2 protein-coding genes are annotated in these 2,378 nt (G+C 75.3%); one reads left to right on the forward strand and one right to left on the reverse strand.

Features of this window, described 5'->3' with window-relative positions; translation table 11 throughout:
* Positions 1-1,229: alpha/beta hydrolase family protein (locus HMPREF3105_RS12045; RefSeq protein WP_246830386.1), on the forward strand; the 1,229-nt coding region annotated here is incomplete at its 5' end.
* A 6-nt stretch (positions 1,230-1,235) separates the two neighbouring features.
* On the opposite strand, the gene HMPREF3105_RS12050 is transcribed toward HMPREF3105_RS12045, so the two are convergent.
* Positions 1,236-2,378, reverse strand: a 1,143-nt coding sequence (locus HMPREF3105_RS12050; RefSeq protein ID WP_141762542.1) for a M3 family metallopeptidase, incomplete at its 5' end; no start/stop codon positions are given.

Below are 2,378 nucleotides of genomic sequence, written 5' to 3' on the forward strand. Positions count from 1 at the left end.
TGGCCTCCCCGGTGGCCCGCTGGGCCCCGCCCGTGCTCAGCGTCGCCGCGGCCTCCGCCTTCGTGCTGGCCGGGGCGAGCTCGGCGCTCGCAGGCGTGTTCGCCCGCACCGTGGTGACCCCCGTGCGCCGCCACGCCGAGTCCACGCCGATCCTCGCCGTCGTCGACACGCCCGCCGGGCAGGACGTGATCCTGCAGGCCGACGAGTACACCACCGTGCCCGGCCAGTACTCCCTCACGTTCGACGACGGCGCCGGATGCGCCCGCATCGGGGAGATCACCTCCTTCGACCCCCGGGACGGCACGGTGCAGCGCGCGGTCGAGGAGGTCTTCTCCGGCGATCTGACGACGGCGACCCGGGGCCGGTTCACCGGCTTCGTCTACCCGACCCCCGCCGACGCCGGGCTCGACGCCGAGGACGTGCAGGTGCCGGTGCCCGGCGGCCACGCCCGCGCATGGCGCATCGAGCCGGACCCCAGCGAGGACGGCGAACCCCGTCCCGCGGAGGGGCTGTGGGCGGTGATGGTCCACGGCCGCGGCGCGCGCCGCAACGAGGGCATCCGCGCCGTGCCGACCGCCCGCCGCCTGGGCATGACGTCGCTGCTGATCTCCTACCGCAACGACGGCGACGCCCCGGACGCCGCCGACGCCCGCTACGGGCTCGGCACCACCGAATGGGAGGACGTCGAGGCGGCCATCCGCTACGCCCTCGACCACGGCGCCCGGGACGTCGTCCTCTTCGGCTGGTCCATGGGCGGGGCCGTGGTGCTGCAGACCGTGGACCGCTCCCCGCTGGCCCCGCACGTGCGCGGCGTGGTCCTGACGGGCCCCGTCATCGACTGGGTGGACGTGCTGCGCCACCAGGCCCGGCTCAACCGGATCCCCGAAGCCGTGGGCCTGCTCGGCCAGTGGCTGCTGGCCAACCGGGCCGGCCGGTTCATCACGGGCCTGGCCGCCCCCGTGGACCTCAAGGCCCTGGACTGGGTGACCCGCGCCGACCACGTGCGTGTGCCCACGCTGATCCTGCACTCCGAGGACGACGAGTACGTGCCCGTCGGCCCCTCGCAGGACCTGGCCGAGCGCAACCCGGACCTCGTGCGGTTCGTCCGCTTCCACCAGGCCCGCCACACCCGCGAGCAGAACGTGGACCCGCGCAAGTGGGACACCACCGTGCGCGGCTGGCTGCGCGCCGTGCTCAGCGCCCCCCGCCCCGGCGGCCGGGGGCGCTGACCGCGCTCAGGCCGCGGCGTCCGCCAGCCCCCGACGGCGCAGCAGCGGCTCGAGCTCGGCGTCCCGGCCACGGAACGCGCGGTAGGACTCCAGCAGGTCACGCGTATCGCCCCGCGAGAGCAGCTCGTCCGCGAACCGGCGGCCGTTCTCCCGCGTCATCCCGCCGTGCTCGCGGAACCACTCCACGGCGTCCGCGTCCAGCACCTCGGCCCACACGTAGGAGTAGTACCCGGCCGCGTAGCCGCCGCCGAAGATGTGCTTGAAGTAGCCGGTGCCGTAGCGCGGAGGCACCAGGTCCGGGTCGATGCCCGCCTCGGTCAGCACCCGGCGCTCGAACGCGGCCGGGTCGGCCGTGGCGGCGTCCACCGTCTCCTCCGTCAGCGAGTGCCAGGCCCAGTCCACGAGCGCCGCGCCCAAATACTCGACCGTGCGGTGCCCCTCGCCCCACAGGTCCGCCGCCTCGAGCCGCTCCAGCGTCCCCGCCGGCAGCGGCTCGCCCGACTCCACGTGCCGCGCGTACGCGGCCAGCAGGGACGGCTCGCGCAGCCACACCTCGTTGACCTGCGACGGGAACTCGACGACGTCGCGCGGCACGTTCGTCCCGGTGAGCGAGGCGTACTCGCCCCGGGCCAGCAGCCCGTGCAGGGCGTGGCCGAACTCGTGGAACAGCGTCGTGGCCTCATCCAGCGTCAGCAGGGCCGGACGCCCCGCCGCCGGGGCCGGCACATTCATCGTGGTGAACACCACCGGGCGCTCGCCCAGGGCGTCCGCCATGTCCCGCACCGTGTGCATCCAGGCACCGCCCGACTTGGTCGGCCGCGCGAACAGGTCCGCGACGAACAGACCCACCCCGGCACCGTCCTCACCCGTCACCTCGAACACCCGGATCCCGGGGCGGTACAGGTGCCGCGCCAGCTCCGGGCGCTCGGCGAACGTGAGCCCGTACAGCGCCGTCGCCGCCGCGAACACGCCCTCGGTCAGCACCCGGTCCAGCTCGAAGTACGGGCGCAGGGCGTCCGCGTCCACCGCGAACTCCTCCCGCGCGTACGCCGCGGACAGCGCCGGCCAGTCCCATGGGGCCACCTCGGCGTCCGTCCGGCCCGCGTGCGCCGCCGCCGTCGCCGCGTCCGCCCGCGCGTTGGCCATCGC

Source organism: Micrococcus sp. HMSC31B01, from assembly GCF_001816085.1.
Classification (GTDB): Bacteria; Actinomycetota; Actinomycetes; order Actinomycetales; family Micrococcaceae; genus Micrococcus; species Micrococcus luteus.